25 protein-coding genes are annotated in these 24,658 nt (G+C 69.0%); 12 read left to right on the top strand and 13 right to left on the bottom strand.

Annotation, left to right across the window (positions count from 1 at the left end):
* Positions 1–3 precede the first annotated feature (3 nt).
* Together BM228_RS12865 and mtgA are read right to left on the bottom strand one after the other, a co-directional pair.
* Complete coding sequence (locus BM228_RS12865; RefSeq protein WP_092040795.1) at positions 4–624, bottom strand: hypothetical protein; 621 nt, start codon at positions 622–624, stop codon at positions 4–6.
* A gap of 61 nt (positions 625–685) precedes the next feature.
* A complete protein-coding gene (mtgA, locus tag BM228_RS12870; protein WP_208612031.1) occupies positions 686–1,348 on the bottom strand; it encodes a monofunctional biosynthetic peptidoglycan transglycosylase in 663 nt (220 codons plus the stop codon).
* 157 nt (positions 1,349–1,505) lie between these two features.
* Here mtgA and BM228_RS12875 point away from each other — a divergent pair, with 157 nt between their 5' ends.
* Entirely contained in the window at positions 1,506–2,477 is a 972-nt protein-coding gene (locus tag BM228_RS12875; protein ID WP_092040797.1) for a polyprenyl synthetase family protein, read from the top strand.
* A 104-nt stretch (positions 2,478–2,581) separates the two neighbouring features.
* Positions 2,582–2,935 carry a hypothetical protein gene (locus BM228_RS12880; protein WP_092040800.1) on the top strand — a complete coding sequence of 118 codons (354 nt, stop codon included), beginning with the start codon at positions 2,582–2,584 and terminating at the stop codon, positions 2,933–2,935.
* A 32-nt stretch (positions 2,936–2,967) separates the two neighbouring features.
* Here BM228_RS12880 and mmsB read toward each other — a convergent pair whose 3' ends face one another.
* The 4 genes from mmsB to BM228_RS12900 all read right to left on the bottom strand — a co-directional run bounded on the left by mmsB (position 2,968) and on the right by BM228_RS12900 (position 8,092).
* A complete protein-coding gene (gene mmsB / locus BM228_RS12885; RefSeq protein WP_092041025.1) occupies positions 2,968–4,170 on the bottom strand; it encodes a multiple monosaccharide ABC transporter permease in 1,203 nt (400 codons plus the stop codon).
* Positions 4,171–4,193: 23 nt separating this feature from the next.
* The gene (mmsA, locus tag BM228_RS12890) at positions 4,194–5,729 is read right to left on the bottom strand and encodes a multiple monosaccharide ABC transporter ATP-binding protein (RefSeq protein ID WP_092040801.1); all 1,536 of its coding nucleotides are present in this window, start codon (positions 5,727–5,729) and stop codon (positions 4,194–4,196) included.
* A gap of 98 nt (positions 5,730–5,827) precedes the next feature.
* Positions 5,828–6,856 (bottom strand): multiple monosaccharide ABC transporter substrate-binding protein, encoded by a 1,029-nt coding sequence (chvE, locus tag BM228_RS12895; RefSeq protein WP_244537137.1) that lies wholly within the window; start codon positions 6,854–6,856, stop codon positions 5,828–5,830.
* Positions 6,857–7,339: 483 nt separating this feature from the next.
* On the bottom strand, positions 7,340–8,092 hold the full coding sequence (locus BM228_RS12900) for an SDR family oxidoreductase (RefSeq protein WP_092040807.1): 753 nt from the start codon (positions 8,090–8,092) through the stop codon (positions 7,340–7,342).
* Between the two features lie 200 nt (positions 8,093–8,292).
* Here BM228_RS12900 and BM228_RS12905 point away from each other — a divergent pair, with 200 nt between their 5' ends.
* The 5 genes from BM228_RS12905 to mutS all read left to right on the top strand — a co-directional run bounded on the left by BM228_RS12905 (position 8,293) and on the right by mutS (position 14,707).
* Entirely contained in the window at positions 8,293–10,026 is a 1,734-nt protein-coding gene (locus BM228_RS12905; RefSeq protein ID WP_092040810.1) for a patatin-like phospholipase family protein, read from the top strand.
* A 123-nt stretch (positions 10,027–10,149) separates the two neighbouring features.
* A complete protein-coding gene (locus BM228_RS12910; RefSeq protein ID WP_092040812.1) occupies positions 10,150–10,365 on the top strand; it encodes a hypothetical protein in 216 nt (71 codons plus the stop codon).
* A gap of 61 nt (positions 10,366–10,426) precedes the next feature.
* Positions 10,427–11,287 (top strand): alpha/beta fold hydrolase, encoded by an 861-nt coding sequence (locus tag BM228_RS12915; RefSeq protein ID WP_092040815.1) that lies wholly within the window; start codon positions 10,427–10,429, stop codon positions 11,285–11,287.
* A 221-nt stretch (positions 11,288–11,508) separates the two neighbouring features.
* Complete coding sequence (locus tag BM228_RS12920; protein WP_425284938.1) at positions 11,509–11,838, top strand: hypothetical protein; 330 nt, start codon at positions 11,509–11,511, stop codon at positions 11,836–11,838.
* Between the two features lie 151 nt (positions 11,839–11,989).
* Positions 11,990–14,707 (top strand): DNA mismatch repair protein MutS, encoded by a 2,718-nt coding sequence (gene mutS / locus BM228_RS12925; RefSeq protein WP_092040821.1) that lies wholly within the window; start codon positions 11,990–11,992, stop codon positions 14,705–14,707.
* Positions 14,708–14,746: 39 nt separating this feature from the next.
* Here the strand turns inward: mutS and BM228_RS12930 are convergent, their stop codons facing one another.
* Both BM228_RS12930 and BM228_RS12935 read right to left on the bottom strand, forming a co-directional pair.
* Positions 14,747–15,190 carry a response regulator gene (locus BM228_RS12930; RefSeq protein ID WP_092040824.1) on the bottom strand — a complete coding sequence of 148 codons (444 nt, stop codon included), beginning with the start codon at positions 15,188–15,190 and terminating at the stop codon, positions 14,747–14,749.
* Positions 15,191–15,356: 166 nt separating this feature from the next.
* Positions 15,357–16,397, bottom strand: coding sequence for a PAS domain-containing protein (locus tag BM228_RS12935; RefSeq protein ID WP_092040826.1), 1,041 nt, complete (start codon positions 16,395–16,397; stop codon positions 15,357–15,359).
* Between the two features lie 253 nt (positions 16,398–16,650).
* Here BM228_RS12935 and BM228_RS12940 point away from each other — a divergent pair, with 253 nt between their 5' ends.
* The 3 genes from BM228_RS12940 to BM228_RS12950 all read left to right on the top strand — a co-directional run bounded on the left by BM228_RS12940 (position 16,651) and on the right by BM228_RS12950 (position 19,881).
* Positions 16,651–18,033 carry an AmpG family muropeptide MFS transporter gene (locus tag BM228_RS12940; RefSeq protein WP_092040829.1) on the top strand — a complete coding sequence of 461 codons (1,383 nt, stop codon included), beginning with the start codon at positions 16,651–16,653 and terminating at the stop codon, positions 18,031–18,033.
* A 25-nt stretch (positions 18,034–18,058) separates the two neighbouring features.
* A complete protein-coding gene (locus BM228_RS12945; RefSeq protein WP_092040832.1) occupies positions 18,059–18,997 on the top strand; it encodes an EcsC family protein in 939 nt (312 codons plus the stop codon).
* Positions 18,998–19,221: 224 nt separating this feature from the next.
* A complete protein-coding gene (locus BM228_RS12950; protein ID WP_092040835.1) occupies positions 19,222–19,881 on the top strand; it encodes an MgtC/SapB family protein in 660 nt (219 codons plus the stop codon).
* Between the two features lie 3 nt (positions 19,882–19,884).
* Here BM228_RS12950 and ilvA read toward each other — a convergent pair whose 3' ends face one another.
* From ilvA to BM228_RS35350, 3 genes are all read right to left on the bottom strand, one after another.
* Positions 19,885–21,468: a threonine ammonia-lyase, biosynthetic gene (ilvA, locus tag BM228_RS12955; RefSeq protein ID WP_167367722.1), complete on the bottom strand. Its 1,584-nt coding sequence runs from the start codon at positions 21,466–21,468 to the stop codon at positions 19,885–19,887.
* 101 nt (positions 21,469–21,569) lie between these two features.
* Positions 21,570–21,821, bottom strand: a complete 252-nt coding sequence (locus BM228_RS12960; RefSeq protein ID WP_092040839.1) for a type II toxin-antitoxin system ParD family antitoxin — start codon at positions 21,819–21,821, stop codon at positions 21,570–21,572.
* Between the two features lie 92 nt (positions 21,822–21,913).
* Positions 21,914–22,405 (bottom strand): hypothetical protein, encoded by a 492-nt coding sequence (locus BM228_RS35350; RefSeq protein ID WP_244537131.1) that lies wholly within the window; start codon positions 22,403–22,405, stop codon positions 21,914–21,916.
* Here BM228_RS35350 and BM228_RS36100 point away from each other — a divergent pair.
* Positions 22,370–22,543: a DUF433 domain-containing protein gene (locus BM228_RS36100; protein ID WP_425284939.1), complete on the top strand. Its 174-nt coding sequence runs from the start codon at positions 22,370–22,372 to the stop codon at positions 22,541–22,543. The two genes, BM228_RS35350 and BM228_RS36100, sit on opposite strands and share 36 nt — an antisense overlap.
* On the top strand, positions 22,527–22,892 hold the full coding sequence (locus tag BM228_RS12970; protein WP_092040845.1) for a DUF5615 family PIN-like protein: 366 nt from the start codon (positions 22,527–22,529) through the stop codon (positions 22,890–22,892). The genes BM228_RS36100 and BM228_RS12970 overlap by 17 nt, the downstream gene beginning before the upstream one ends.
* Positions 22,893–22,905: 13 nt before the next feature.
* Here the strand turns inward: BM228_RS12970 and BM228_RS12975 are convergent, their stop codons facing one another.
* Together BM228_RS12975 and BM228_RS12980 are read right to left on the bottom strand one after the other, a co-directional pair.
* Positions 22,906–23,253 (bottom strand): diacylglycerol kinase, encoded by a 348-nt coding sequence (locus tag BM228_RS12975; RefSeq protein ID WP_092040847.1) that lies wholly within the window; start codon positions 23,251–23,253, stop codon positions 22,906–22,908.
* The gene (locus tag BM228_RS12980) at positions 23,253–24,308 is read right to left on the bottom strand and encodes an AbrB family transcriptional regulator (protein ID WP_092041029.1); all 1,056 of its coding nucleotides are present in this window, start codon (positions 24,306–24,308) and stop codon (positions 23,253–23,255) included. Before BM228_RS12980 ends, BM228_RS12975 begins: the two co-directional genes overlap by 1 nt.
* Positions 24,309–24,658: the final 350 nt, after the last annotated feature.

Below are 24,658 nucleotides of genomic sequence, written 5' to 3' on the forward strand. Positions count from 1 at the left end.
CGCTCAGGCGGGCTCCCACTTCGACGCGGCGTTCCGGCGGTAGGTGCCGGGCCCGAGATCGGCGTAGCGCAAGAAGATCTGGAAGGCCGGCTGCATCTCGCGGTGAAGCCGGACCAAGCTGTCCTGATCGGCCGTGCCATCCAGATGGCGGCCCATGTCGTGGGTGTACGATTCCGTCCCGCCATACGGCCGCTCGGGGTCGATGCGCGGAACGCCGTGATCGTCGTCCCACATGTGGTTGAGCCGCGGGATCAGCGCGAGGTGATCCTCCGTCACCGCGAAGGTGATGTGCTCCGGGGTCTCACCAGTGGCGGAATCCCGGAACACGTCGGTGATCGCCGCGCAATCCAGCTTCGCCAGCGGGTTGTGATACTGGTAGCGGCCGGGCTTCAGCACGGCGTTCTGCGAGAATACGGCGATCCCGTCCTCCAGCGCCCGATGCTCCTCCTCGACGCCGTCGTCGTCGCCCGTGACGTTGGCGATGTCGCCGTCCCGGTCGCGACTGCCGTAGGGCGCCTCCGGGTGAATCATCGGCGCGCCGGGCTCGGCGCCGTTCCAGGCGACCACCATCCGGCGGATCAAGGCGATGCGCTCAAGGGTGAGGTCGTAGACGGCGTCGTTCATGATCAGGCGGTCCCGGTGTGGCGAGTCTGGCGCCCCTCTTACAGAGGTGATTCGGCGCCTGCTACCGCCGCAGGCAGCCCGTGAGTCCCTCGATCTGACCCATCATCGCCTGGATCTGCGCGGCACGGCGGCGAACGCCGGGGGAGGGGCGGCCGGCGCTGCGGGTGATCGGGTTCGGCAGGACGGCAGCCAGCAGCGCCGCCTCGCTTCGGGTCAGGCGGCTGGCATCCTTGCCGAACCAGTGGCGACTCGCCGCCTGCGCGCCGTAGATCCCATCGCCCCACTCGGCGACGTTGAGGTAGATCTCCATCATCCGCCGCTTGCCCCAGAGGGCGTCGAGCGCCAGGGCGAGCGGGATCTCGAAGGCTTTGCGGATGTAGGAGCGGCCCGGCCACAGGAAGACGTTCTTCACCGTCTGCATGGCGATGGTCGAGGCGCCCCGGCTCGGCGAATCCTCATCCTCCACGACCTCGCGGATCGCCCCGAAATCGACCCCGTAATCCAGGCAGAAGCGCTGATCCTCGGAGGCGATCACCGCCTGCTGCAGCGCTGGCGAAATCGCTGCGAGCGGCACCGGATCGCGGCTCACGGGCTGAAGCGTCAACCACCGTCCGAGCATCAGGGTCGACGGCGGCGTCACCGCGCTATAGACGAGCGCCAGCGTGAGCGTGAAGATGAATCCGACGGCGGGGAGCAGCAGCAGCGCTCCCACGATCCGGCGCACACGGCGGGAGCGCCTCGGGCGAGCGCGCGGCAGGTCGCGTGGGACTGCGCGCGACGCCGCGATCCGCCTGGGTCCGGTTCGGTCGAACTTGATTTCGTCTCCGCGCAAAACGACGCCCGATTGATTTTCGCCAGGCCAAGACCGGACGCAGCGCCCGATGACCTCGACTTCCTCAACGCAGGCTCAGACCGGTTCGGTCAAGGCAGGCACCCCCGCATCCGAGTTTTCCCACAGGCTGGCGCAGGTCGCCGAGACGGTCGAGACGTTTCTGGTCGACCGCCTCGGCCCCGAAATCGGCCTCGGCGAGATCGCCCGGCCGCCGCGCCTGATGGAGGCGATGCGGCACGCCGTGCTCGGCGGCGGCAAGCGCCTGCGTCCGTTCCTCGCCATCGAGACCGCCCGGATGCTCGGCGGCTCCGAGGCCGCGGCGCTCGCCGCCGGCGCGGGTGTCGAGCTCGTGCATTGCTACAGCCTCGTGCATGACGACCTGCCGGCCATGGACGACGACGATATGCGCCGCGGCAAGCCGACGGTGCACAAGGCCTATGACGAGGCCACCGCCATCCTAGTGGGCGATGCCCTGCAGACGCTGGCCTTCGAGATCGTCGCCGACCCGACCTGGCAGCCGGACGCGCGGATTCGGGCCGACCTCGTGCTCGGGCTCGCCCGCGCCTCCGGCCTCGGCGGGATGGTCGGCGGCCAGCTCCTCGACCTCACCGCCGAGGGGCGGTTCGGCGCGGCCAATATGGACGTGGACGACACCCTGCGGATGCAGGCGATGAAGACCGGGGCGATCCTGGCCTTCTCGGTGGAAGCCGGCGCGATCGTCGGCGGCGCCGACGCAGGACAGCGGGCGGCGCTGCTGCGCTACGGGCTGGCGTTGGGCCAGGCGTTCCAGATCGCCGACGACATCCTCGACCGGGAGGCATCCCCGGAGGCGATGGGCAAGGCCACCGGCAAGGACAAGGATGCCGGCAAGGCCACGCTGGTCGACCGCCTTGGCCTCGACGGCGCCCGGGCCGAGTGCGACCGCCTGGTCGGCGTCTGCGAGGACGCGGTGGCGCTCTGGGGCGAGAAGGCCCGGACCCTGCGGGACGCCGCCCGTTTCACGGTCGCGCGCAAGACCTGAGCTGTCCGGCGTCCCTATGCGCTCAGGACAAAGCTGGGCCGGATCGCGATAATTGAACGGGTCGGTTTGACCGACCCGCAAGGACGCAGGCCCGAGTGTCGGGCATGCCTTCCTATCTGTCCCTCTCCCGCATCCTGGCCGCCGGCTCGGGGCTCGGCGGGCTCGGTTACATGATGACCCATCCGGATCCGTCCGTGGAGAGCGTCATGACCGGCCTGTCGTGCCTGATACTGTGTATTGGCTTCTCGGCGATGCCGGCACCGAAGCCGGCAAAGCATCGGGCGCCCGTCCCGACCCCGCCACCGCCTGCACCCGAGCCGCAGACGATGCCGCTCCTGCCGGGTCCGCAACCGCATCGGCTGCTCATGACGACGATCGTGCCGCCCGCCCGCGAGCTCCCCGAGCTGGGGAGCCAACGGCAGCGCAGCGACGACCGGCAGCCCCAACCGACCGCATAGATCGGCGGCGGCGGACCGGCCGTCGTCTGGCGTCAGGCGCGGTTCTTCTTGTTGTAGACGTCGAGGCAAACCGCGGCGAGCAGCACGATCCCCTTGATCACCTGCTGGTAGTCGATGCCGATGCCGAGGATCGACATGCCGTTGTTCATCACGCCGATGATGAACGCGCCGATGACGACCCCCGAGACCTTGCCGATGCCGCCGGCCGCCGAGGCGCCGCCGATGAAGCAGGCCGCGATCACGTCGAGTTCGAAGCCGACGCCGGCCTTCGGGGTCGCGGTGTTGAGGCGTGCGGCGAAGATCATGCCGGCGAGACCGGCCAGGGCGCCCATATTGGCGAAGGTCAGGAAGGTCAGCCGCTCGGTCTTGATGCCGGACAGACGCGCGGCCTTGATGTTGCCGCCGAGCGCATAGATCCGCCGCCCGATCGTCGTCCGAGTGGTGATGAACCGGTAGAGCATCACCAGCACGAACATCACGATCAGCACGTTCGGCAGGCCGCGATACGCGCTCATCTGATACGCGAAGGCGAGAATCACGATGGTCGTGATGCCGTTGCGGGCCACGAACGCGGCCAGGCTGTCGGGCTGGCTGCCATGGCGGACCTGCACGACGCGGCGCTGCCAGTTCATACCGAACAGGATGAGCGAGAGCACCGCCCCGATCAGCACCGAGGTCCAGGGCCCGGCAAAATTGATGAGAAAACCCTTGGCGAGGAGCTGGAACACCTCCGGAAACGGCCCGATCGAGGCGCCCTGGAGCAGGGCCAGGGTCAGGCCGCGGAACACCAGCATGCCGGCCAGGGTGACGATGAAGCTCGGGATCCCGAGATAGGCGACGAAAGCCCCCTGCACCCCGCCGATGGCGGCGCCGACCGCGAGGCAGATGACCGTTGCAGAGAGGGGATCGAGACCGACGCGGACCATCAGCAGGGCCGCCAGGGCACCGACGAAGCCGACGATCGAGCCGATCGACAGGTCGATATGCCCGGCCACGATGACCAGCAGCATGCCCAGCGCCATCACGACGACGTAGCTGTTCTGCAGGATCAGGTTGGTGAGGTTGAGCGGCTGGAACAGCACGCCGTTCGTCGCATACTCGAAGAACAGCGTGATCAGCAGCAGGGCGATCAGCAGCCCGTAATCCCGGACCTGCGAGGTCCCGAGGAAGCCGCGTTTGGCACCCGCATCGGCGGCGGGCTTGGCCTCGGGAATGGAGGCGGAGCCAGGGGTCATCGACTTGCCCGCAGAGAGGTCGGTCATCCGTTCAGTTCCTTCGAGCGCATGATCGAGCGCATGATCGCCTCCTGGCTCGCCTCCGAGCGCTGGAACTCGCCGACGAAACGCCCCTCGTTCATCACGTAGATGCGGTCGCACATGCCGAGCAGCTCCGGCATCTCCGACGAGATCATCAGGACGCCCCGGCCGCCATCGGCCAACTCGTTGATAATCGAATAGATTTCGTACTTTGCGCCGACATCGATGCCCCGCGTCGGCTCGTCCAGGATCAGCACCTTGGGGTGCGTGAACAGCCACTTGCTGAGCACGACCTTCTGCTGGTTGCCGCCTGACAGATTCACGGTCTGCTGCGCGACGCCGAAGGAGCGGATCCGCATCTTGGTCCGGTAATCGGTGGCGACCCGGCGCTCCTTGTCCTCGTCGATCACGGCGGCCGTGGACACGCCGGGTAGGTTCGCCAGCGTGGTGTTCTTGGTGATGGTCTCGTCGAGCACGAGGCCGAGCTGCTTGCGGTCCTCGGTCACGTAGGCGATGCCCGCCGCGATCGCCTTGCCGATGGTCGAGACATCGACGTCCCGGCCCTCGATCCGGACGTGGCCCGAGATGCCCTGGCCGTAGGAGCGGCCGAACAGGCTCATGGCGAGCTCGGTCCGGCCCGAGCCCATCAGGCCAGCGATCCCGACGATCTCGCCCTTGCGGACGGTGAGGTTGACGTTGCGCACCACCGGGCGGTCGGCGTGAACGGCGTGGTGCACCGTCCAGTCGCGCACTTCCAGCATCACGTCGCCGATCCGCGGCTCGCGGGCCGGATAGCGATTGGCCATCTCGCGGCCGACCATGCCGCGGATGATGCGATCCTCGTCGATCGAACCGTCCCGGCAGTCGAGGGTCTCAACCGTGGTGCCGTCGCGCAGGACAGTGATCCGATCGGCGACCTTCGAGATTTCGTTGAGCTTGTGCGAGATCAGGATCGACGCGATGCCCTGCTCCCGGAAGCTGATCAACAGGCGCAGGAGCGCCTCGCTGTCCTTCTCGCTCAGGCTCGCGGTCGGCTCGTCGAGGATGAGCAGCTTGACCTTCTTGGACAGCGCCTTGGCGATCTCGACGAGTTGCTGCTTGCCGACCCCGAGATGGGTGACCAGGGTATCGGGATTCTCTTCGAGCCCTACGGTCTTGAGCAGCTCGACCGCCCGGGTGAACATCCGGTCCCGGTCGATGATGCCGAACCGGGCCGGCTCGTTGCCGAGGAAGATGTTCTCGGCGATCGACAGGAACGGCACCAGCGCGAGTTCCTGGTGGATGATGACGATCCCGACGCGCTCGCTGTCGGAAATATCCCGGAACTGGCTGAGCCGGCCCTCGTAGTGGATCTCGCCCTCGTAGGTGCCGTTCGGATAGACCCCGCTCAGGACTTTCATCAGCGTCGATTTCCCGGCGCCGTTCTCGCCGACCAGGGCGTGGATCTCGGCGGGCCGGACGGTCAGGTTGACGTCCGAGAGCGCCTTGACCCCGGGGAATGTCTTCGTAATCCCCCGCATTTCGAGGACGGGCTGCATGCGACCACTTTCGGCTCGTCGTTCACATCGCGAAGGCCGATGCCGGATCTGCCGGCATCGGCCAGAATCGATTGGGGCCTCGACCGGCCCTTGCTGGGCTACTTGAGCTGGTCGAGGGTGTAGTAGCCCGTATCGACCAGGGCCGGCTTCCAGTTGTCCTTGGTGACGACAACAGGCTTCAGCAGGTAGGACGGGACGACCTTCTTGCCGTTGTTGTAGGTCTTGGTGTCGTTGACCTCCGGCGGCTTGCCGGTCTCGATGGCGTCGATCATCGCGACCGTCACCTTGGCCAGCTCGCGCGTGTCCTTGAACACGGTGGAGTACTGCTCGCCAGCGATGATCGACTTGATCGATTGCAGCTCGGCGTCCTGGCCGCTGACCACCGGCATCTTCAGGCTGCCGGAGCCGTAGCCGACGCCCTTGAGCGACGAGATGATGCCGATCGAGATGCCATCGTAGGGCGACAGGACCGCGTCGAGCTTCGCGCTGCCGTAAAAGGCCGAGAGCAGGTTATCCATGCGGGCCTGGGCGGTGGCCGGGTCCCAGCGCAGGGTCGAGACCTTGTCCATGCCGGCTTGGCCGGACCGCACCACCAGCTTTTTCGCGTCGATGTAGGGTTGCAGCACCGACAGGGCGCCATCGTAGAAGAAGTAGGCGTTGTTGTCGTCCGGCGAGCCGCCGAACAGCTCGATGTTGAACGGCCCCTTGCCGTCCTTCAGCCCGAGCGCGTCGACGATCGAGCTCGCCTGCTGCACGCCGACCTGGAAATTGTCGAACGTCGCGTAGAAGTCGACGTTGGGGGTGCCCTTGATCAGGCGATCATAGGCGATGACCTTGACGCCGGCATCCTTGGCCTTCGACAGCACGTCGCTGAGGGTCGTCCCGTCGATCGAGGCGATCACCAGGACTTTCGCGCCCTTGGTGAGCATGTTCTCGATCTGCGCGAGTTGGTTGGGGATGTCGTCGTCGGCGTATTGCAGGTCCGGCTTGTAGCCCTTGGCGGCCAGCTGCTTCACGATGTTGTTGCCGTCGTCGATCCAGCGCTGGGACGACTTGGTCGGCATGGCGACGCCGATCAGGTCGCCGCTGGCGGCGAGCGCCTCGGGCACGGCGGCGCCCGCCAGCATCGCGGTGGCGAGCGCAAGCTTCAGAAATGTCTGCCTGGTGATCATCAAGTCCCCCCGGTCGTCTCGTCGTCCGGCGCGTGATTCACGCGCTTCGCGTTGTGCGAATGTTTTTTTGATTGGCAGCATTCACCGTCCGACCGGCTCGACGCGACCGGTTCGGCACGGAAACTATTTGGTCAGTCCGATTGCGGCTGCTTGAACCGATCGAAAGTCTTCAGCACCCACGCAGCCTGTTCTTCGAACGACATAGAGACGCTCGGCGACGGGATTGGCGCAGGCGGCGCATGGATCGCGAGGGCCCTCGCTCCATGCGCGACCGGGATTGCGACCCGGCCATTTTTGTTGAGCGATTTGTATGAGTTATAAAACCGGGCGTCAATCGGCGCCGCGCGGAGCACGCGGAAAAAGCGTGGCTGTGGGAAAGCGCGGGCGCGCCGGTAGGCCGGGTCGGCGCCCAAGAGCGCCGAATTCAGATCAAAACGGTCAGCCGCGGCCGATGAACGGCATCTTGGTCGCCATGACGGTCATGAACTGGACATTGGCCTCCAGCGGCAGATTCGCCATCATCAGCACTGCATCGCCAACATGGGCCGGGTCCATCACCGCCTCGGCCCGGGTTGAGCCGTCGGCCTGGGCGACGCCCTCCTTCATCTTGCCGCCCATCGGGGTGTCGGCGTTGCCGATATCGATCTGGCCGCAGGCGATGTCGTAGGCGCGCCCATCGAGCGCGGTCGCCTTGGTGATGCCGGTCACGGCGTGCTTGGTCGCCGTGTAGGCGATCGAGTTCGGCCGCGGGGCATGCGCCGAGATCGAACCGTTGTTGATGATCCGCCCGCCCCGGGGGGTCTGGTCGCGCATGATCCGGAAGGCGTGCTGGGTGCACAGGAACAGGGCCGTGAGGTTGGTGTCGATCACCTGGCGCCACGTATCGAGCGGCAGATCCTCCAGGGGCACCGGCGGCGCGCCGATCCCGGCATTGTTGAACAGCAGGTCGAGGCGGCCGAAGCGGGCGGTCGTCTGCGCGAATAGGTTGGCGATCGAATCCGGGTCGGTCACGTCGGTGGGCACCACGAGGGCGCGTCCGGTCTCGATCTGCGCCGCGACCTCGTCCAGCGGTGCCTGACGTCGCCCGGACAGCACCACGCTCCACCCGGCCCCGGCGAGCGCCAGGGCTGCGGCCTTGCCGACTCCCGTTCCCGCTCCGGTCACGATCGCGATCCGATCAGCCCCCGACATCGCTGCCTCCCTGGTTATGGCGTTGTCCTGCCTGTACCGGACGGCCGGGGCGGCGCGAAGGCCGATCCGTTTCAGATGCGGCCCGACCGTTGCGGACCATCTCGACCGCGGTCACGCTAGGGTGGAACACGCGGAACGCGGATCGGGAGGAGAACGATGCGGGCGTATCGGAGGATGAGCGCGATAGGGGCGGAGAACGGTTGAGCGCGCCCGAGATCCCGTTCCTGACCGGCCTCGATGCCGCGGCCGCCGAGGCGGTGCGGGCCCGGATGATCGCCATGGCGGTGCCGGGCGGCCGGATCCTGTTCGAGCAGGGCGATGCCGGCGACGCGCTTTACACCCTTGTCTCCGGCGCGGTCGGCGTCTCGACCCGCGACCATCACGGGATCCAGAGCCGGATCGCCCGCCTGCGGCCGCCCGAGATTTTTGGCGAGATGGCGCTCCTGTCCGATGCGCCGCGGGCAGCGACCGTCATAGCGCTGCGCGATTCGCACCTGCTGTGCCTGACCCGCGCGGCCTTCGAAGCGGTGATCACCGAGCATCCGCACACGCTTCTGTACTTAGCCCGGATGCTCGCCGAGCGTCTGCGCAATCTCTACGACGGCTATTCGGTCCACCACGCGCCCCGCACCTTCGTGGTGCTCCCCGTGACCGAAGGCCCCGATCCGGAACCCTTCGCGCAAGCCTTCGCCGCCGCGCTCGACGCGATCCTGCCAGGGGAGACCGGCTGCCTGACCCGATGGCCGGAGGGCGCGGACGAGGCCTGGGTTCAGGCGTTCGAGGCCCGGCATGCCCGGACGGTGTTCGCGGCGCGGGATATCGACGGCCCCTGGTCCCGACTCAGCCAGCGCCTGGGCGACCACGTCCTGCTCCTGGCCGAGCCCGGCTTGCCACCGCGCTCCGGCGCGACCGCCTATCTGGAGCGGGTGCGCTCCGACTGGATCCGCATGGATCTGGTGGTGCGTCAGGATCCAGAAGCGCGGCGCCCCAAACCCCTGCACCCGGCGGTCGCAGACCTGCCCACGGCGATGCGGATCCAGCTGCGACCCGGCCGGCCGGACGACATGGCCCGGCTCGCCCGGCTCGCCTGCGGGGTGGGTCGGGGCCTCGTGCTGGGCGGCGGCGGCGCCCGCGCCTTCGCGCATCTGGGGGTGCTCCAGGCCCTCGCGGAGACCGGTTGTGCCCCGGACTTCGTCGGCGGCACCAGCATGGGCGCGGTGATCGCCGCCAGCCTCGCCATGGGCTCGAACGTTGCCGAGATCCGAGAGCAGACTGAAGCCGCCTTCGCCGGCCGCAACCCGATCAACGACTACACGCTGCCGATCCACGCTTTGACCCGGGGTGCCAAGGTCGATGCCAGCCTCGCCGAGCGCTACGGCGGCGCGCGCATTGAGGATCTGTGGCTGCCGTTCTTCTGCGTCTCGTCGAACCTGACCACCGGGCGGGCGATGATCCATCGCGACGGCGACCTGCCCAAGGCGCTGCGGGCCAGCATCGCCATCCCGGGGCTGCTGCCACCGGTCCTGTGCGACGAGGGTGTGCTGGTCGATGGCGGCATGATGAACAACGTCCCGGCGGATGTCGCCGCCGATCTGGAGCGCGGCCCGGTCCTGGCCGTCGATGTCGGCAGCGACCGCGCGTTCCAGGACATGCCGACCCGGGGCTGGCGCGGCCGACTGCTGCGCCGGCTCATCGGCTCGCCCGCCGCGATGCCGGGCCTCGCCCCGCTCCTGCTGCGCGCCGCCACGGTGTCGAGCGACGCGCAGACCATGGTGGCGGCCGCCCATGCCACGGCCCTGCTCAAGCCGCCGCTCGCCGGTATCGATCTGCGCGCCTGGTCGAGCTTCCGGGAATCCGCGGAACTCGGCTACCAGGACACCCGCGCGAACATCGCGGCCGGCCACTTGGCGCAATGGCTCGAGCCGATGCGGTGAACCGGTGACGCGACGCGCAGTCCGGCGAGCGTGTGCCAGCGCACTGCGGCAAACGGCGACCGGTAACCGAATGCCCCGGGCGGCGATCTTCCCTGGAGAGAAGTCACGTCGAGCCCGGATATCATGATGCCCCATTCCGCGAGACCGCACGAAGCGGCCAACACGAACGCCGCGCAAAACCTACGGGACGGCGCGGGATCGCCCTATGTCCCGGCGAAAGGTGCCCTGCTGCACGGTGCGGCCTTCGTCCTGCTCTGCCTCTGGACCCGGACCTCGCCGGACCGCCTCAGGGACCAACTCGACGCCGAGGCGGGCGCCTGTTCCGCCCTCGGCTTCTGACGGGACGGACGCGCGTCGACAGCGGGCGTGAGCCGTCGCGCATGACGGAGCGCGGGATCGGATGACGGATGTGGCGGGCGTTGCGTTTCGCCGTGTTGGCCTGCCGGAGGTGAGCCTGCACGTGGCCGAGGCCGGCCCGGAATCGGGGCCGCCGACCATCCTGCTGCACGGCTTCCCGGAATTCTGGTACGGCTGGCGTCACCAGATCGGGCCGCTCTCGGAGGCGGGCCTGCGGCTCGTCGTGCCCGACCAGCGCGGCTACGGCCTCAGCGACAAGCCGCAGGGCGTGGCCGCCTATCACCTCGACACGCTGGCGGCCGACGTGATCGCCCTGGCCGAGGCGTACGGCTTCGCCACGATCCGCCTCGTCGGCCACGATTGGGGCGGGCTCGTCGCGTGGTGGACCGCCAGCCACTATCCCGACCGGATCGCGCGGCTCGCGATCCTCAACGCGCCGCATCCGGGCGTCGTCGGATCGTATATCCGCCGTCACCCGGGGCAGTGGCTGCGCAGCTCTTATGTCGGGCTGTTCCAGCTGCCCGTCCTGCCGGAGCGGCTGCTCACGGCGGGCCGGTGCCGGGCCCTCCGGCACGCGCTGACGAGCAGCAGCCGACCCGGCGCCTTCGCGCCCTCCGACCTCGATCGCTACATCGAGGCTTGGCTGCAGCCCGGCGCGATGACGGGTATGCTGAACTGGTATCGCGCCCTGGCCCAATTGCCGCGGACGGAGCCGCCGCGGGTCCGCGTGCCGACACTGATCCTCTGGGGCAAGCAGGACACTGCCCTGCAACCAGGCCTCGCGGAAGCAAGCCTGGACCTCTGCGATGACGGGCGGATCGCCTGGTATCCGCAAGCGACCCACTGGCTCGCCCACGAGGAGCCCGCGGCCGTGAACACGGCGCTGCGCGACTTCCTAGCCTAAAGTCGTCCCCGATCGCGTCGCGACGGGCTCCGAATGCGGACCGTGTAATGAGGCGGACTTTATTACCCCAGAAGTTGTATCAGTATAGTCCAGACCGCGTTGATAGCCGTCTCATCACTGCGTCACGGTTCAGAACACGACTTAATCCGGCTGCGTTGCCAGATTGCACAGATGCTTTTTCCAATGTCTTTCCGGAACATACCGGTCCGTGAGCCATTGTGATGGCACTTCTCGGACAGGACTGGAGCATTTCAACAATGTCATTTCGTTCACTGCTGACCGCTGGCGTGTTCTTCGGCGGTCTCGTCGCCGGCACAGCGTCTGTTCAGGCAGCCCCTGCGATGCCGCAGCCGGGCTTGGCCGGGCACGACATGGTCGAATCCGTCGGGATGCATCATCATCACCGGATGCACCGGCACCATTCCACGCGCCATGAGCGCCGGGCGCGCCGCCTGAACACGATGCGGCACGGCAACCCGAACGCGAAGAACCCAGCGCTGCGCGGCTACCAGCAGAACCTCGGCGGCACCACCAACGGCCCGCGCTACTGAGCCGACCGACTCTTTTGGATGGACAGCCCGGCGCCCGCAGCGCCGGGTTTTTTGTCTCAGAGAAGCCTCACCTCAAGGTGGCAATGGCTTCTCCCCAGGCGCGTTGCCCGGCACGGCCTGATTCGGCGGGCTCACTCTGCTAAGAGGCGCCATGGTCCGAACCGCCGTCCGCACCGCCCCCGAAACGCTGCCCACCGCGAGCCTGGACCCCGCCGGCGCCACGCCGATGATGGCGCAGTATATCGAGATCAAGGCGGCCAACCCCGACTGCCTCCTGTTCTACCGGATGGGGGATTTCTACGAGCTGTTCTTCGGAGACGCGGAGATCGCCTCCCGGGCGCTCGGCATCGTGCTGACCAAGCGCGGCCGGCACGGCGGCGCCGAGATCCCGATGTGCGGCGTCCCGGTGGACCGGGCCGACGATTATCTCAGCCGCCTGATCGCGCTGGGCAACCGGGTCGCCGTCTGCGAGCAGACCGAGGACCCCGCCGAGGCCAAGCGGCGTGGGCCGAAATCGGTGGTGCGGCGGGAGGTGGTCCGCCTGGTCACGCCAGGCACCATCACCGAGGATCGGCTGCTCGATCCCGCCAGCGCCAACCTCCTGCTGGCGATCGGGCGGCGCAAGACCGGGGAGGGCGCCACCGCCTATGGTCTGGCCGCCATCGACATCTCCACCGGCCGCTTTTCCCTGAGCGAGGTCTCGGGCGGCGATCTGGCGGGAGCGATCGCCCGGCACGATCCCCGCGAGATCGTCCTGTCCGAGGCGATCCACGCCGATCCTGCGCTGGCGCGGATCTGGCAGGAGAGCCGGGCCGCCATCGTCCCCTTGGCTCAGGCGGAACTGGAGCCGGCCGCGGCCGAGCGGCGGGTGCGCGAGCAATACGGCGTCTCGACGCTCGACGGCTTCGGCAACTTCACCCGGGCCGAGATCCAGGCGGCCGGGACCGGCCTCCTGTACATCGCCCGCACCCAGCTCGCCGCCCGGGCGCCGCTCTCGGTGCCGACCCGCGAGGAGGCCGGCTCGACGCTGGCGATCGATGCCGCGACCCGGGCCAATCTCGAACTGACCCGCACGCTTTCGGGCGAGCGCACCGGCAGCCTGCTCGACACGATCGACCGGACGGTCACCGCCAACGGCGCCCGGTTGCTGGCCGAGCGCCTGGCCGGGCCGCTCACCGACCTGGGGCGGATCGCCGAGCGGCACGAGACCGTGGCCTATCTCGCCGAGGATCACGCCCTGCGCCGGGCGATCCGCGAGACGCTAGCCCGGGCGCCGGACCTGGCCCGGGCGCTCTCCCGGGTGGGCCTGGGGCGCAGCGGACCCCGGGATCTGGCGGCGATCCGGGACGGGCTGATGGCGGCAGCCGGGCTCGGCGCGGTACTGATCCAGGCTGGAACGGTGACAGCCGAGCTCGCCGCGATCGCCGAGGCCTTGGGCGCGGCCGATCCGGACCTGGCGGACACATTGCAGCGGGCGCTGGCCGACGAGCTGCCGCTGTCCCGGCGGGATGGCGGCTTCGTCCGGGCGGGCTATTCGGAGGAGGTCGACGAGGCGCGCCTGCTCGGCCAGGATTCCCGGAAGGTCGTGGCGGCGCTCCAGGCGCGCTACGCCGAGGAGACTGGCTGCCGGACCCTGCGGATCAAGCACAACAACCTGCTGGGTTATTTTATCGAGGTGCCGCAATCGGTGGGCGAGGCCTGCCTCAAGGGGTTGCAGCGGGAATTCGTGCATCGGCAGACCATGGTCGACGCGATGCGCTTCACCAGCGTCGAATTGGGCGATCTCGAACGAAAAATATCCGGCGCTTCGGAGCGGGCCCTGGCTCTGGAGTCGGCCATCTTCGAAGAATTGGCCGGGCGTATCGTCGAACAATCTTCGAAAACTGCGCAGGTCGCCGAAGCCCTGGCGGCGATCGATGTCGCGGCGAGCAACGCCGAACTGGCGGTCGAGCTGGACTGGCGCCGGCCCGAGGTCGACGATTCGCTGGCCTTCGCCATCATTGGCGGTCGCCATCCTGTGGTTGAGGCGGCCCTGCGCCGGGCCGGCGAGCCGTTCATCGCCAACGATTGCGACCTGTCGGGCGAGACGCGGGGCCGGATCCGGCTGATCACCGGCCCGAACATGGGCGGCAAGTCGACCTTCCTGCGCCAGAACGCGCTGATCGCGGTGCTGGCCCAGATGGGCGCCTTCGTGCCGGCGGCCTCGGCCCGGATCGGCCGGGTCGACCGGCTGTTCTCCCGGGTGGGCGCGGCCGACGACCTGGCGCGGGGGCAATCGACCTTCATGGTCGAGATGGTCGAAACCGCCGCGATCCTCAATCAGGCGACCCGCCGTTCCCTGGTGATCCTCGACGAGATCGGCCGGGGCACCGCGACCTTCGACGGACTGTCGATCGCCTGGGCCTGCCTGGAGCATCTCCACGAGGCCAATGCCTGCCGGGCGCTGTTCGCCACCCATTTCCACGAGCTGACGGCTCTGGGCGACCGGCTGGCGCGGCTCGACAACGCCACCCTGAAGGTGGCCGAGCACCGCGACGGCGTGGTCTTCCTGCACGAGGTCGTGCCGGGCATCGCCGAGCGCAGCTACGGCCTCCAGGTGGCGCGGCTGGCCGGCCTGCCGGCCAGCGTGGTGACACGAGCCGGGGCGATCCTGAAAAGCCTGGAGAAGGCCGAGCGCGGCCGCCCGGCCCGAGCCAAGATCGACGACCTGCCGCTCTTCGCGGCGCTTGCCCCGCCGCCACCGCCGGAGCCCCCGGCCGAGGATCCGCTGGCAACGCTCCTCGACGCCATCGACCCCGACGCGCTGACGCCCCGGGAGGCGCTGGATGCGCTCTACCAGCTGAAGCGGGAGCGGGCGGAGAAGCGGTAATTTTGGGGTGATTGATAGGAGAACCGATCCCCCAAAAAACTACGGCGCCGGCGCGAAATGAAACCCGTCGGGCGCCCCGTGCTCCGGCGCGCGGCCAGCGCGGCGGTCGGCGACCCAGTCGAGGATGCTGGCGACGACGCGCTCGGAATAGGGTTTTGCGATCACCCCGATGGCGCCGGCGAAGTCGTCGGGGATGCGCTTGGCGTTGGCGGTCATGAACACCACGGTGATCCGCGGGTCGGCCGAGAGCGCCCGGGCCACCTCGACGCCGGTGGGACCGTCGACCAAGTGAATGTCCACGAAGGCGACGTCGGGCTCGGCCGCGCGGCCGAGCGCGATCGCCTCCGTCGAGCTGCCGGCGATGCCCACCGTGACATGGCCGAGATCGTCGAGCAGGCATTCGAGTTCGAGCGCGATCAGCACCTCGTCCTCGACCACGAGGATGCGGAGCGCAGCATCCGCGCCGGCGTTCCCACCCCTCATGCGATCTCCCTTTTGTTTTCTCGACCGCTGAGCTTGGCATCACCCCGAGGGCCGGCTTCCGGCTTTCGGAAAAGTTGATGCGATAACAACACTTTAGAGCATCAGCCGGAATTCGGTATCCGAGCCGATGCGCCCGCCGAGAGCTTGAAGCGTTTGGGCCGAATTCTCAAGCCGGCACCTGAAGCGGGATATCGATCACGACATGGGTGCCGGGCCCGGCATCGGCCCAGGCGATCGTGCCGCGCAGCTGGCGGACCACCATCTCCACGAGGTTCCGGCCGAAGCCCGCCGGGTTCGGCGGCGCGGCGGCGAGGCCGACGCCGTCGTCCCGGATGGTCAGGCGCATGCCGGCCTCGGTGCGGCGGGCGGTGATCGAAACCCGGCCCTCCCGCGCGTTCGGGAAGGCGTGGCGCAGGGCGTTCGCGGTCAGCTCGTGAATCAGCAGCGCCAGCGGCGCCGCCATGGCGGCCGCCACCGCGATCGGCTCGACCTCGGCCTCGACCCGCTGCTTCTCGTGATCGAGCCCGGCATTCACGTCGGACAGGAACTCGGCCGCGAAATCGCCGAGGTTGAAGTGGGTGCAGTCACCCTCCGAGTAGAGCATCCGGTGCGCGGTGGAGAGGGCGCCGATTCGCTCGGCCATGCCCTGGAGCGCGTCCCTTGCATCGCCCTCCGGGGTGCGGCGCGCCTTCAGGAGCATCAGCGACGAGATCACCTGAAGATTGTTCTTCACCCGGTGATCGACCTCGTGGAGCAGGGCGGTCTTCTGCTCCAGGGCGGCGCTCAGGTCATGGGTCCGGGCCGCGACGAGCCGTTCCAGCTCGTCGTTGGTGACCCGCATGGTCACCTCGCGCTCGCGGGTATGGGTCATGTCGGCCTGGGCCGCGTAGAAATAGGCGAGTCCCGACTCGTCGTAGACCGGCGTGACGGTCATCGCGCTCCAATAGGGCGTGCCGTCCTTGCGGTAGTTCAGCACCTCGGCGGTCACGGGTTCGCCGGCCTCAATGGCGGCGTGAATCCGGGCGACCTCGGCCCGGTCGGTCCCCGGCCCCTGCAGCATGCGGCAGTTGCGCCCCAGCAGCTCCTCGGTGGCGAAGCCGGTGAGGTCGAGGAAGGCGTCGTTGACCCAGGTGATCGGGTTGTCGGGCGCGCGCGCATCGGTGATGACCATCGGCGATGGGCTGCGCGCAAAGGCATCGACCAGCATCGCGTGCGGCGGGCTGGGCTCGGTCCGGGTACTCAACAGATCATTCCACACTCGATCGACACGCTTTGTCCGCGCAGAAAGACGGCGTGGCGGACCCGGGCGTGCTCCGCGCGAGCGGGACGTGGACACCACGTTAAGCAGTTATCGACCATGATTAAGGCGCACGGCCTCCTGATCCAGCTCAGACCCGAACGGCCCAAGGCTGCCACGATTTCGCGGGATCAAGGCCAATAGAGCTCAGGAGTTCCATGCCATGGCCAACCCGCCACAGGCTGCCCACCGCTTTCACCTGCGCGATATCGTCCAGGACCGGCGGATCCTGCTGATGCTGGCGCTTGGATTCTCCTCCGGCCTGCCGCTGCTGCTGGTGCTCGGGACCTTCACGCTCCGGCTCGCCTTCTCGGATATCGACGTGCGGGCGATCGGCCTGTTCAGCTACGTGGCGCTGCCGTACTCGCTGAAATTCCTCTGGGCGCCGGCAATCGACCGGCTGAACGTCCCGGTCTTGAGTGCGCGGCTCGGCCGGCGCCGGGCCTGGATGGTGACAACGCAGGCCGCCGTCGCCCTGTGCCTGGTCCTGATGGCCTTCTCCGACCCGAAGACCAATCTGGCGCTCTTAGGCCTCGGCGCCTTCCTGGTGGCGTTCTGCGCAGCGAGCCAGGATGTCGTTGTGGATGGCTGGCGCATCGACGCCGCCGGCAGCGACTTCCAGGGCATCCTGGCGGCGACCTCGAACCTCGGCTACCGGCTCGGGCTGATCGCAGCCGGGGCCGGCGCCCTGTTCATCGCCGCGGCCGGGGGCTGGACCCTCGCCTACCTGACCATGGCCGCCCTGATGCTGGTGGGCATGATCGCCGCGCTGCTGGCACCGGCCTTCGACGCGCCGGCGCGGGTGCAGGTGGATTCGACGGGCCATTCCCGGTTCTGGTCGATGCGCCGGGCGGTGCTGGAGCCGCTGACCGAGCTGCACGGCCGCTTCGGCGGCGCGCTCTGGGGCATCCTGTTGCTGGTGGCGCTCTACCGCCTGCCGGACTTCCTCTCCGGCGTGATGGCGAGCCCGCTCTACCGGACGCTCGGCTTCGACCTGAAGGAGATCGCCACCGTCACCAAGCTCTACGGGATCTGGGTCGGCATCGCCGGTGGCTTCGCGGGCGGCTGGGCTCTCGCCCGGCTCGGGCTGTTCCCGACCCTGCTGCTCGGCGCCTTCCTGGCAGCCGCGTCGCATCTCGCCTTCGCATGGCTCTCGGCCGGCGCCCCCGAGATCTGGCGCTTGACGGTGGCGATCTCCATCGAGAACTTCTGCGGATCCTTCGCGGGCATTGTCCTCATCGCCTACATGTCCAGCCTCACCAGCACGGCCTATGCGGCGACGCAGTACGCGCTGTTCTCCTCGCTCTACGCCCTGCCGGGCAAGCTGATCGCCGGCTCCTCGGGCTTCGTCGTCGCGTCGATCGGCTACCCGGCCTTCTTCGTGATGACATCGCTGGTCGGGATCCCGGTGCTGATCCTCTGCCTGGCGGTCGGGCGGCGCGGGCAGCGGCAGGACGAGGCCGCGGCGCGGGCGGCCGAGGAGGCGGGGAACCGCATCCCGGCGCCCGAGCTTCCTTCCACGGCGCGGGCCTCCGGCACCGCGTGACGCGACCAGATCCAGGGATTCCCGGATGAGCACGACCGACCTCACCCGCGCCGACGCGACCGTGCCGGCGACGATTCCCGAGACGGCCCTAAGCGACGCCGATCTCGCCGCCCTGCGCCGGGCCGTGCAGGTGCTGGAGCGGCCGAGCCTGGCCGCCCGCCTGTCCGCGGCGGCGGGCGCCCCCCTCGACATCATCGGCCGCTCGCTGCCCGCCCCGGTGACCGAGGCGGTCGGCCGCTCCACCGAGGCGGCGATGCGCGGCGCCCTGCGGGTCGCCCTGGCGACGCTGCCGCGCAAGGATGTCGTCCCCACTTCGGGCACCGAGATCGAGGCCGTCGCCGCCAAGGCCGAGAGCCGGCTGACCCGGCTGCTCGGCTCGGGCGACACCAAGCACAAGGCCTTCGCCGCCCTCTCCGGCGCCCTCGGCGGCGCGTTCGGCTTCACCACGCTGGCGGTGGAGCTTCCGGTCTCGACCACGCTGATGCTGCGCTCGATCGCCGAGATCGCCCGGGAGGAGGGCGAGGATCTCGAGACGCCGGAAGGCGCGCTGGCCTGCGTGCAGGTCTTCGCCCTCGGCGGCCGCACGCCGCCCGAGACCGGGGCCGGCTCAGCGCTCACCGAGAGCGGCTACTTCGCCGTCCGCGCCGCCCTTGCCAAGACCCTGGCGGAGGCAGCCCGCTACGCCGGCAGCAAGACCCTGCTCGACCAGTCGGCGCCGGCCCTGATCCGGTTCTCCGCGCAGATCGCGGCTCGGTTCGGCCTCGTGGTCTCCCAGAAGGTCGCCGCCCAGGCGGTGCCGGTGCTGGGTGCCTTCGGGGGAGCGGCGGTGAACACCGCCTTCATGAGCCACTTCCAATCCACCGCCCGCGCGCATTTCACCGTGCGACGGCTGGAGCGGTCCTACGGCGCGGCCGCCGTGCGGGCGGCCTACGAGGTGGAGAAAGCGGCGCTCGGGGTAGCCTGAGCGTTTTTTTGAGGATCCCGCCTCACCGTCATTGCGAGTGCAGCGAAGCAACCCAGTGTGGCGCGCGCTTCCCGAACATCGCGCTGCCCTGGATTGCTTCGCTCTCCTCGCAATGACGGCGTGGGGTCGAATCCCGAACCCGCCTTGATCCGCCCTCCCGCTACCTCCAGAACCGATCCGCAGAACGCGGAGCGACGGAGGCGATTCTGATCAGCAACGTCGAGATGGTGACCCGGCTCGCCCTGGCGGCTTTGGCCGGCAGCGTGATCGGGCTGGAGCGCGAGCGGCTGCTCTGGGCGGCCGGCCTGCGGACGCACATGCTCGTCTGCGTCGGCTCCTGCCTGATCATGATCGTCTCGGCCTTCGGCTTCAGCGACGTGCTCGGCACCAAGAACGTCGTGCTCGATCCCTCCCGTATCGCCGCGCAGGTGGTCTCGGGGATCGGGTTCCTGGGCGCGGGCACGATCCTGCTGCGGGGCGAGGTGGTTAAGGGGCTCACCACTGCGGCCAGCCTCTGGGGTGTCGCCGCGATCGGGCTGGCCATTGGCAGCGGGCTCTACGTGCCGGCCCTGGCGACCACGGCCCTGGTGGTCGGGATCCTGGCCGGGATCAAGCCGTTCGAGGAGCGCTGGCGCGAGCGGATGCGATCGCAGACCCTGCGGATGACCGTGCGCAAGGGCACGATGTCCATCGACACGCTCCACGCCGTGACCGGCGAGCGGGCCTCGCGGGTCCGCCAGTTCACCACCCGGCCGGCCTCCGACCCGGATCTCGACGAGGTGACCGTCACCTTCGTCCGGCTCTCGCGCACGAGCTTCGAGGCGATCGCCGCCAAGCTGCGCGAGACTGCCGACGTGGTCTCGGTCGATACCGTGAATAGCTAGGAGTTAGGCCGCCGCCTCGCCGTCCAAGAACAGCCGGTAGGCCGGGTTCTCGGTCTCGTCGGTGGCCGGGTAGCCGAGCGCCTCGATCACCGCGTCGAACCGGGCGCGCTCGGCCGGCGGCACCGCGATCCCGGCGAGCACCCGACCATAATCCGCGCCGTGGTTGCGGTAGTGGAACAGGGTGATGTCGAAGCCCGGACCGAGCGTATCCAAGAACTTCATCAGCGCGCCGGGCCGCTCCGGGAACTGGAAGCGGAACAGCCGCTCGTGCGCCACGCCCACGGCCCGTCCGCCGACCATGTAGCGGACATGGACCTTGGCCATCTCGTTGTCGCTCATGTCGAGCACCCGGTAACCGGCCGCGCGCAGGTCGCCGATCAGCGCCTGCTTCTCGCGCTTGCCCCCGGCGACGTTGATGCCGACGAAGATCTGCGCCTCGGAGCCGGGCGCGTGGCGGTAGTTGAACTCGGTGATCGCGCGCGGCCCGAGCGCCCGGATGAACGCCCGGTAGGCGCCGGGCTGCTCCGGGATGGTGACGCCGAGCAGGACCTCGCGCTGCTCGCCGATCTCCGCCCGCTCGGCGATGTGACGCAGGCGGTCGAAGTTGAGATTGGCCCCCGAGGAGATCGCGATCAGGGTGCCGTCGCCGCCCTCGCGCTCGGCGTAGAGCTTGGCCCCGGCGAGGCTCAGGGCGCCTGACGGCTCGGACACCGCGCGGGTGTCGTCGAAAATGTCCTTTACCGCCGCGCACATGGCGTCGGTGTCGACGGTGATGACCTCGTCGAGATGCTCGCGGCAGAGCCGGAACGTCTCCTCGCCGGCCTGGCGCACGGCGACGCCGTCGGCGAACAGCCCCACCGAGGGCAAGCTGACCCGTGTGTCGGCGGCGAGCGCCGCAGCCATGCAGGCGGCATCCTCCGGCTCGACGCCGATCACCTTGGTGCCCGGGCGCAGGTACTTCACGAAGGTGGCGATCCCGGCCGCCAGCCCGCCGCCGCCCACCGGCACGAAGATCGCCTCGATCGGGCCGGTATGCTGCTCCAGGATCTCCTTGCCGATGGTCCCCTGGCCGGCGATCACCTCGGGATCGTCGAACGGGTGCAGGAAGGTCAGGCCCTGCTCGGCCTCCAAGATCTTCGCCTGGGCGAGCGCCTCGTCGAAAGCGTCGCCGTGCAGCACCACCTCGGCGCCGCGCGCCCGGCAGGCATCGACCTTGATCGACGGGGTGGTGCGCGGCATCACGATCACCGCCCGCGCGCCGAGCTTGGCCGCGGCCAGCGCCACGCCCTGCGCATGGTTGCCCGCCGAGGCGCAGACCACCCCCCGGGCGATCTGGTCCGGGCTCAAGCCCGACATCTTGTTGTAGGCGCCCCGCAGCTTGAACGAGAAGACCGGCTGCAGGTCCTCGCGCTTCAGCAGCACGGGCCGGCCGAGCCGCTGCGTCATCCGCGGCATCGGATCGAGCGGGCTCTCGATCGCCACGTCGTAGACGCGGGCGGTCAGGATCTTTCGGATGTAGTCGGTCATGTTTTGGGACTTGGGGCGCGGGACGCGGTGGGCCGGAGATAGACCCTCGCGCGGCGAGATGCGAGCGGGGGCCTGTCAGGTCAGATGCCGTGCCCAATCCTGGCGGCGGTGCAGGACGCGGACGATCAGGATGCCGTCCGCCTGCCGCGTCGTCCGGATGGTCACCGTTTCTGGGTAGCCCGCACCCGCTCTCGGGCCTCGGCGAAGATTGTATCCAAAGAGCGGTCACTGACGCCGCTGTCGAACCCTTCGGCAATCAGCGTCTGAAGCTGGGCAACGCCGTCGCTCCGCACCTGATCGCGGCGGATCAAGTCGCGGACACAGTCACTGGCGCTGCCGAAGCGCCCGGTCTCGGCCTGAGCCTCGACCCAGTCCTTCATCGCCTCAGCCAACGATACGTTCATGGTCGCCATGCCGAACGGCCTCCATCGCCGCGCAAAATGGCAAAGATGGTCGCTGGCTGCCATGCCGACTCAGCTTGGCAGCCAGCGACACGTCGAGCCGATCATCGTTGCACGAGTGTGCTGCACATCATAAACTTATCCGCCACTACGGATGAGTTTCGATGCCGCTGGTCCGCCACGCCCTTACAGTCCCGGAAGCTGCCTTCGTCACGCAGTCCAGCGTGCGCGGGGTGAACAGCGAGATCGATGCCGGGATCGTCGCGGGGCGCGGTCAAACCGTCCGTGAGATCGGCAGCGCGGATCTGCTCTACCTCGCCGCCGTGCGCGATCTGCGCGTCGATCTGGCCCCGGCCCTGCGGCAACGCTTGCGCGATGCGATCGCGGCGGCTCATGAAGCGCGCGGAAACACCGCCCGGATCGGTCATCTCAGCATCGCCCTCGACGCCGTGGAAGCCGAACTCGCCGATCGAATGCGGATCCTCAATCAGCTGCACGACGAGGCGATCGAACAGCACGCCGAGATCCTGGGCGGCGAACCAGTTCTGCGCGGAACGCGGATCCCGGCCCGGCACGTCGCCGACATGGTTCGGCAAGGCGCCTCTCTGGAGGCGTTGGCCGATGAATTCGACCTGACGCCTGATCAGGTCTCCGCCGCCATCCTGTTCGACCGCGTCAGCCCGCGCCAGGGCCGCCCGCCCCGGAAGGCGCGCCGCGTTGTACCTGCTCCTTGACGAATGCTGCCCAAAATCCCTGGTCGGCATCGCAGACGGCCTGGGTCATACGGCGCAGCGCACCCTCGCCATCGCTGAGCTCGGCCGCCAAGCGACGGATGCGGCGATCTTCGCATTCGCGTGCGAGGCCCGCGCGGTCGTGGTCACTGTGAATGCCGGCGATTTCCTGGCGCTGGCCGCGCGAGTCCCAGACCATCCGGGACTGATCCTGCTGCCCTCATCGCCGCCGGGCGAGACCGGCCGGCTGTTCCGAAAGGCCCTCCGGGCGGCGGAAGACGCGCTGCGGAGGCCGGGCAGCGTGATCCGGATCGACCGGGCCGGCCGCCTTCACAGCCTCGGAGCGCGGTAGATCCGGGGGCACCTCATCCCACCCGCTCGACCAAAGCCGCCACCCACACCAGCAAAGCCGCCACCTGCGCCATGAAGGTGCCGGCCGAGGCCAGGTCCTTCACGGTGCCGATCATCGGGTGATGGCCGGGGTGGACGTGGTCGCAGAGCTTTTCCACGGCGGTGTTGAGGAATTCGACGGCCAGCATCAGCAGCAGGCTCACCATCAGGGCGACCCGGACCCACAGGGTCGCGCCGAGGAACAGAGCCACCGGCACGCCCAGCGCCAGCAGCACCAGCTCCTGCCGCACGGCCCGCTCGGTGCGGGCGCCGTGGCGCAAGCCGCGCCAGGAATTGAGGAAGGCGAGGACCAGGGCGTTCATCAGGCGGCCCCCTCCGGCACCGTCCGGCTGATCCATTTGGCGAGCAGTGGCCCGGTGAGCAGCACCACGAACAGCCGCAGGGTCTGCACGGCGAGGACGAAGGACACGTCTGCCTTCGAGCCGACCGCGATGATCGCCACGGAATCGAGGCCCCCCGGACTGGTGGCGAGCACCGCGGTGAGCAGGTCGATCGGCAGCAGGAAGGTCAGGCCCCAGCCCCAGGCGGCGCACAAAGCGATCACGGAGAACGTCGCAGCCAGGATGCCCGGGAGCGCCGAGACGGTCAGCCGCAAGGTCTCGCGGGTGAAGCGCAGGCCGACATAGGCGCCGATGCAGGCATAGGCGAGTTCGAGGATCGGCGCCGGCAGGGACATGCGCACAAGGCCGCTGGCATGGAGCAGGCTGCCCAGCACCATCGGGCCGACCTGGGCGCCCGCCGGGACCCGCAGGGCCAGGGCCGCGCCGGCCCCGACCACAGCGACCGCCAGCGTCGCCAGCAGCGAGGCCGGCCCGGTGACCTCGGCCGCGCCGGCGGCGGCCCCCGGGACCGGCGTCTCCATCAGGAACCGGGCGGCGAGCGAAGCCGAGAACACCACCGCGGCCACGCGGACATATTGCATGAAGGCGACGAGCCGCGGATCCGCGCCGAAATCCTCGGCCATCGCCACCATGGCCGAGGCGCCCCCGGGCGAGGATCCCCAGGCCGCCGTGGTGCCGGGCAGCACCCGCAACCGGGTCAGGACCCAGCCGACGAATCCGCTCGCCGCCACGGTCACCAGCACCACGGCGACGATCAGCGGGCCGTCCTCGAACAGGGTCTGAGCGATCTGCCCGGTGACGGCATGGGCGACCAGGCAGCCGATCATCGCCTGGGAGGCGTTGAAGGCCACACGCGGCACGTGCAGCCGAGAACCACCGACCCCGAAGGCGATGGCAGCGATCATCGGGCCGAGCAGCAGCGCCGCCGGAAACTGCGCGCGCAGGAGCCCGTACGAGACGATCGCCGACACGGCGGCGAGGGCGGCCCAGAGGCCGAGGGTGCGGAAGGAGGGCAAGGCGACCGGCGGGGGATGCACCCGCACTGATTGCCGGGCGTGAGGGCCGCTACACCGCAATATGGGCCCTGTCACGGCAAAGATTCTTTTTGGGAATGCCGATGTCAGGGTTGGCGAGGTCCGGTGTTCGCGTGGGGTTGCGTGAGCCTATTTCTCTCAAGCTGGAGCACTTCGTCCGCTTGGCGTGTGCCACATGGCCAATCCCACCCACTTCCCTCATCCTGAGGTGCCGAAGCGAAGCGGAGGCCTCGAAGGAGCCCTCCAGGGATCGCGTGGCCGGCTGGAGGGCTCCTTCGAGGCCCGCTGATGCGGGCACCTCAGGATGAGGGGGTCAGGTGGGAGGGGCGCTT

Source organism: Methylobacterium pseudosasicola, from assembly GCF_900114535.1.
Classification (GTDB): domain Bacteria; phylum Pseudomonadota; class Alphaproteobacteria; order Rhizobiales; family Beijerinckiaceae; genus Methylobacterium; species Methylobacterium pseudosasicola.

Bases quoted from the DNA above. Each gene is read 5' to 3' on its own strand.
- BM228_RS12865 (WP_092040795.1), bottom strand. From the start codon at position 624: ATGAACGACGCCGTCTACGACCTCACCCTTGAGCGCATCGCCTTGATC.
- BM228_RS12875 (WP_092040797.1), top strand. From the start codon at position 1,506: ATGACCTCGACTTCCTCAACGCAGGCTCAGACCGGTTCGGTCAAGGCA.
- BM228_RS12880 (WP_092040800.1), top strand. From the start codon at position 2,582: ATGCCTTCCTATCTGTCCCTCTCCCGCATCCTGGCCGCCGGCTCGGGG.
- mmsB (WP_092041025.1), bottom strand. From the start codon at position 4,170: ATGACCCCTGGCTCCGCCTCCATTCCCGAGGCCAAGCCCGCCGCCGAT.
- mmsA (WP_092040801.1), bottom strand. From the start codon at position 5,729: ATGCAGCCCGTCCTCGAAATGCGGGGGATTACGAAGACATTCCCCGGG.
- chvE (WP_244537137.1), bottom strand. From the start codon at position 6,856: ATGCTGGCGGGCGCCGCCGTGCCCGAGGCGCTCGCCGCCAGCGGCGAC.
- BM228_RS12900 (WP_092040807.1), bottom strand. From the start codon at position 8,092: ATGTCGGGGGCTGATCGGATCGCGATCGTGACCGGAGCGGGAACGGGA.
- BM228_RS12910 (WP_092040812.1), top strand. From the start codon at position 10,150: ATGATGCCCCATTCCGCGAGACCGCACGAAGCGGCCAACACGAACGCC.
- BM228_RS12915 (WP_092040815.1), top strand. From the start codon at position 10,427: ATGACGGATGTGGCGGGCGTTGCGTTTCGCCGTGTTGGCCTGCCGGAG.
- BM228_RS12920 (WP_425284938.1), top strand. From the start codon at position 11,509: ATGGCACTTCTCGGACAGGACTGGAGCATTTCAACAATGTCATTTCGT.
- mutS (WP_092040821.1), top strand. From the start codon at position 11,990: ATGGTCCGAACCGCCGTCCGCACCGCCCCCGAAACGCTGCCCACCGCG.
- BM228_RS12930 (WP_092040824.1), bottom strand. From the start codon at position 15,190: ATGAGGGGTGGGAACGCCGGCGCGGATGCTGCGCTCCGCATCCTCGTG.
- BM228_RS12935 (WP_092040826.1), bottom strand. From the start codon at position 16,397: ATGCTGGTCGATGCCTTTGCGCGCAGCCCATCGCCGATGGTCATCACC.
- BM228_RS12940 (WP_092040829.1), top strand. From the start codon at position 16,651: ATGGCCAACCCGCCACAGGCTGCCCACCGCTTTCACCTGCGCGATATC.
- BM228_RS12945 (WP_092040832.1), top strand. From the start codon at position 18,059: ATGAGCACGACCGACCTCACCCGCGCCGACGCGACCGTGCCGGCGACG.
- BM228_RS12950 (WP_092040835.1), top strand. From the start codon at position 19,222: ATGGTGACCCGGCTCGCCCTGGCGGCTTTGGCCGGCAGCGTGATCGGG.
- BM228_RS12960 (WP_092040839.1), bottom strand. From the start codon at position 21,821: ATGGCGACCATGAACGTATCGTTGGCTGAGGCGATGAAGGACTGGGTC.
- BM228_RS12975 (WP_092040847.1), bottom strand. From the start codon at position 23,253: ATGAACGCCCTGGTCCTCGCCTTCCTCAATTCCTGGCGCGGCTTGCGC.